The organism is Heyndrickxia camelliae (genome assembly GCF_002844575.1).
In the GTDB taxonomy this organism is placed as follows: Bacteria; Bacillota; Bacilli; order Bacillales; family Bacillaceae_C; genus Margalitia; species Margalitia camelliae.
Map to the genome: position 1 here is coordinate 1 of NZ_PIQO01000048.1, position 4,885 is coordinate 4,885.

General features: G+C 37.3%; 2 protein-coding genes. One reads left to right on the forward strand and one right to left on the reverse strand.

The features are described from left to right. Nucleotides 1–3,295, reverse strand: a 3,295-nt coding sequence (locus tag CWO92_RS24690; protein ID WP_101356820.1) for an isopeptide-forming domain-containing fimbrial protein, incomplete at its 3' end; no start/stop codon positions are given. Nucleotides 3,296–3,906: 611 nt separating this feature from the next. Here CWO92_RS24690 and CWO92_RS26720 point away from each other — a divergent pair. Beyond that, nucleotides 3,907–4,095 (forward strand): ribosomal-processing cysteine protease Prp, encoded by a 189-nt coding sequence (locus CWO92_RS26720; protein ID WP_437177576.1) that lies wholly within the window; start codon nucleotides 3,907–3,909, stop codon nucleotides 4,093–4,095. Nucleotides 4,096–4,885 lie beyond the last annotated feature (790 nt).

Consider the following 4,885-nt stretch of genomic DNA (forward strand, 5'->3'; position numbering starts at 1 on the left):
AATCCGTATCCGTGACATCGCCAAATTGACCAGACACTTCGTTATTGTCAAAATAACCTTTGTCTGTATCTTTTTCATCTGTCACGATCTTACCATCCACTTTCAAGCTGCCAGCGACATACTTGAGTCCTGTCGGTAATGTATCGGAAATCGTTAAGTTCTTCACTACTCCATCGGATACTTTGTTGTAAGTTTTAATCGTATACACGACTGTATCTCCTACTTCGAAAGTATCTTTATTAGCATCCAAATTCTTTGCTGTTTTTTCCGACTCTAATACTGGATCGCGTGGATAGACTTTCACCACTTCTTGCGGTGTATCTGGCTTGTCCACATTATCACCAGTTACTTCGGCAGTGTTTTGAATATCTTTGCCTGCTTGGCCAGATTTCACTTTTACCTCAAATTGAATGGTGTGGCTATTCGTATCTCTGATATCGCCGAATTTACCTTCCACTTTGCCAATTTGATAATCGCCTTTGTCATCATCTACGGCATCCGATACAGAATTACCATCTACCTTCAAGCTGCCAGAAACATATTCCAGTCCTTCTGGTAATGTATCCGAGATTACTAGATTTTTCACGAGACTATCAGACTCTAAGTTCTTCGTTGTGATGGTATAAAGAAGGGTGTCCCCTACTTCTGGATGATCTGCATCCTTATTTCCATCACCTTTTTGTTCGATTGTTGCCGTTTTATTGGATTCTAGTTTCGGTGCTTTTGGATCTACCTTCACCGTTGTTTTCGGTTGATCTGGTTGATTTAAGTTTCCTCCACTAACACTAGCAATGTTTTCAATATTCTTTTCTGATTGACCACTTAGTATTTTTGCTTGGAATTCTACCGTATGCCAATCGGTATCCGTGACATCTCCAAATTGACCAGAAACTTCGTTATTATCAAAATAACCATTGTCTGTATCTTTTTCATCTGTCACAATCTTACCATCCACTTTCAAGCTACCAGCGACATACTTGAGTCCTGTCGGTAATGCATCGGAAATCGTTAAGTTTTTCACTACTCCATCGGATACTTTGTTGTGAGTTTTAATCGTATACACGACCGTGTCTCCCACTTCATAGGTATCCTTATCAGCTTCCAGGTTCTTTGCTGTTTTTTCCGACTCTAATACTGGATTGCGCGGATAGACTTTCACGACCGTTTGCGGCTGATCCGGTTTGTCCAGATTATCTCCCGAAATAGACGCGGTATTTTTGATATCCACGCCTGCCTGACCAGACTTAACTGTCGCTTCGAAGGTTAATGTATGCCAATTCGTGTCCTTCACATCACCTAATTTGCCTTCCACTGCGCCGTCTGAAAACTGACCGCTGTCGTTGTCATTATCATCCGTAACAGCCTTATCATCCACTTTTAAGCTTCCGGAGACGTATTCAATTCCATCTGGCAAGCTATCAGAGATTGCTAGATTTTTCACAAGGCTGTCTGACACTGTGTTCTTTGTCTTTATGGTGTAAAGAAGGGTATCCCCTACTTCAGGATGTTCCAAATCCGTATTATCTTTTCCTTTTTCCTTAATCTCGAAAGACTTTTCCGATTGAAGGACAGGATTTTTATACGGAATAGAAGTTTTTACTTCATTTGAATCAATTGGATCATCCGAATCGCTTGGATCATCTGCCGTCGCAACGTTGGAAATCGTTTGATTCAATACGCTATCCAGTACCTTTGCTTGGAAAGTTACTGTCGCCGTTTCTCCTGCTTTAAGCGCCACATCTTTCACACTCAATTGAGAGTCCGTCCAGACATCGTTATCCGACAAGGTTTTCCCGTTCAATTGGGTCGTGCCTGAAACTAATTCCAAACCTTCAGGAAGATTATCCGCAATTATCCCATTCCACGCTCCACCTGTGGAGCCGTTTGATACCTTCAATGTATAAGTCACGGTATCGCCCACAAATGCTGTATTATGGTCAACCGTTTTTTCAAACGTGATGTCCGCATTGCCGGGTTCCACTACAAATTTTGCTGTGGGATTCTGCGAATCAGTATTATCAGCGTCAACAGTCGCTGTATTTAGGATACTACTACTCTCATATCCGGGAAGTACTCTAACTTGGAATGTAAGAGTGTGGTAATTAGTATCTATGACATCACCAATTTTACCTGTAACCGTTCCATTAACGAATTCCCCTTTGTCATCGCCAGAGGAATCACTCATGGTTTTATTGTCAATCATTAATGTGCCAGGAACATATTCTACTCCTTTTGGCAGGACGTCTTTAATTGACAGTCCTTTTAAAATACTAGGGGCTGCCTTCGTATTTCGTGCTCGAATCGTATAAGCTAGCGTGTCACCTGTTTGTATTTGATCTGATATTTGATTGACTCTATTGCCTGACCCTTTTTGTACTATTTTAACTTCTTTATCTGATTCTAGTATAGGTGGAAAAGGTTCAAAAACTGGTGTCACCGCCGAACCAAGGTCACCTATACCACTTGATGTTATACCTACACCAGTTATGTTTGCCATTTTGGTTAATTTTCCATCCTGGTCAACTGTAAAACGTGTATTTTCCTCGTTATACCCATTAGAAGTAATCAAAACCCTTCCATCAGCAAGGAAACTCATTGCCCTCACGCCAGCCGGAACTTGAGTACTTAACCCTGGAACAGGAAGAGCACGAATTATTCCACCAGTAGCTGGATTGATTTGCAACAAATTGTCCTTTTGAGAAACCCAAAGATAGCCATCCGAATCAGCGACCAAGTCAGCACCTAATCCAGAAAGAGGTGCACCAGCATCGTTTACCAAAGCTTTGGATCCCTGTTGGTTAGTGACTACATCGTAATAATACAATGTTGTGCCAATGATATAATAGTACTTGTTACCAATCATGGTAGCAGCTGCAGTTGCTGTAGTTGTTAAAGTTGGATTAAAAGTACCTACTACCGTCCCTGCACTATTAATTTTGAATATCCTAATAATTGGTGTTGTTCCTGACGTCCCCGAAGCCATGATATATATATAATTATCTTTAGAAACAGCTACGCCATTGTAACCTGTCACCCATGAAGGTAAAGTTAAATTTACACTTGCTTTAACTACAGTACTTGTGCCATCAAGCTGATACATTATGAATTTAGGAGCAACATTATCTACAACACCGGCATAAGAATCTGTATTATTAATCGCAAACGTTGTTGCCGCCCTGACTGGCTTTGAAAATACGGAAAATAAATTACCTAAAACTAAGAAAGTCGCTATCAATAAGATTACATTCTTTTTTAAGATTGTTTTTGACTTTCGAACCATTAATTTTCTTGTCATTAAATATTTCACCTCAGTTCCTAATATTATGTATGTAGCTCACTAGAGATAAAAATTTCACCCCCTTTCGTTTTTTCTGAATATTAGGAACATTTAGAGCAGTAATATTAAATTATTGAAAATAAAATTATAACTGTAAATCTTATATATGTTCCATGATTTACAGATAAATTGAAAAATAGGAAACAATTTTATGTTGACAATTTTATATTATTATTAAATGTAAAAGTTTTACAAGAGTCTTTCGACCTATTGCAACATTTAAAGTCTTAACACGACAAGATTCAACACTTATTGCAGTAAAGTTAGAATGTTAGGCTTAAGGAATTTAATTATAAGGTAAAGAATGAAGAAGTTTTGAGATAAGAACTTCTCTCCAGATTTCCTAAGTTCTCTTGCCATTTTATAAAAACCGTTTATCCATCATAAAAAATCAATCTCTACAATTTCTATACAAAATCTCTTTCTTCTTTATCATTTTATTAGTCCCATAAAAATTCACTGCTATTATTAGACCACTGAGAAAAAGTTGATTTCTAAAGGATGCTGGACTAAAATAAATCTTTTATAAGATGATACTAAAGGAAGGGAGTTACAACGAATTGGTTAAAGTGGAAATTACAAGAAGCTCTACTGACGGTAAAATCATGTCTTTCCAGTCGGAGGGTCATGCGTACTATGACGAACCTGGCAAAGACATTGTTTGTGCCGGTGTATCAGCTGTAACATTTGGAACGGTTAACTCAATAGAAGCATTGTTGGGAATTGTCCCAAACACACAATATATGAAGGTTTTTTGAAAGTGAACATACCTGAACGAATTGAGTCAAAAATCTTTGAGCAGGTACAGCTTTTGTCGGAATCAATGGTAGTTATGTTGAAATCTATCCAAGAATCTTACGGTGAATTTTTAACTATTGAAGAAACTTTAAATTGACTATAGATAATTTGGAGCTATTGAAAAAAATCCTGTAACCCTTTTATACTATGCTAATAGAATCATCTATACAATTAGGGGCATTTCTTCAATGAAGAAGAGCTCCTTTTTTTATGTTACTATGGGCTACATTTCTATAATAAAAGAATTGTAAAGATGGGCAGTTTGTGAATACTAACACATAAACTAGCAGGGGCTTTAGTAAAGGAATAAATCAGGGGCTGGGACATAAGTAAAAAAATTATTGAAATTGGTTAAATCTACAAAAGCAAAAACGCATGAAATCAAGGTTTTTAAATTTGACTTCATGCGTTTTTTGATTTTCACTGCGTTTTGTCTCAGCCTCTTTGTGGAGTTTAAGACAATCTTAAGAGGTTAATCTTATTTTGTATAAATGACAATCAAAATATTCATTGCACCCGTAGTCTTTGTCCGGGGAAAATAATATCTGATTTCAACTTATTCATGGATTTAATCTTTGAAACGGTGATTTCATTATTTTTGGCAATAATCCACAAACAATCGCCTTTTACGACTGTATGGTATTTTGTTTGCGCTTGATGCTTCACTAACTGTTCCAGTAATTTTAATCTTTTGGCCAACTCTTATAAGATTAATATTTTTAATTTTATTGAGTGCCTTCAATTTGGAAA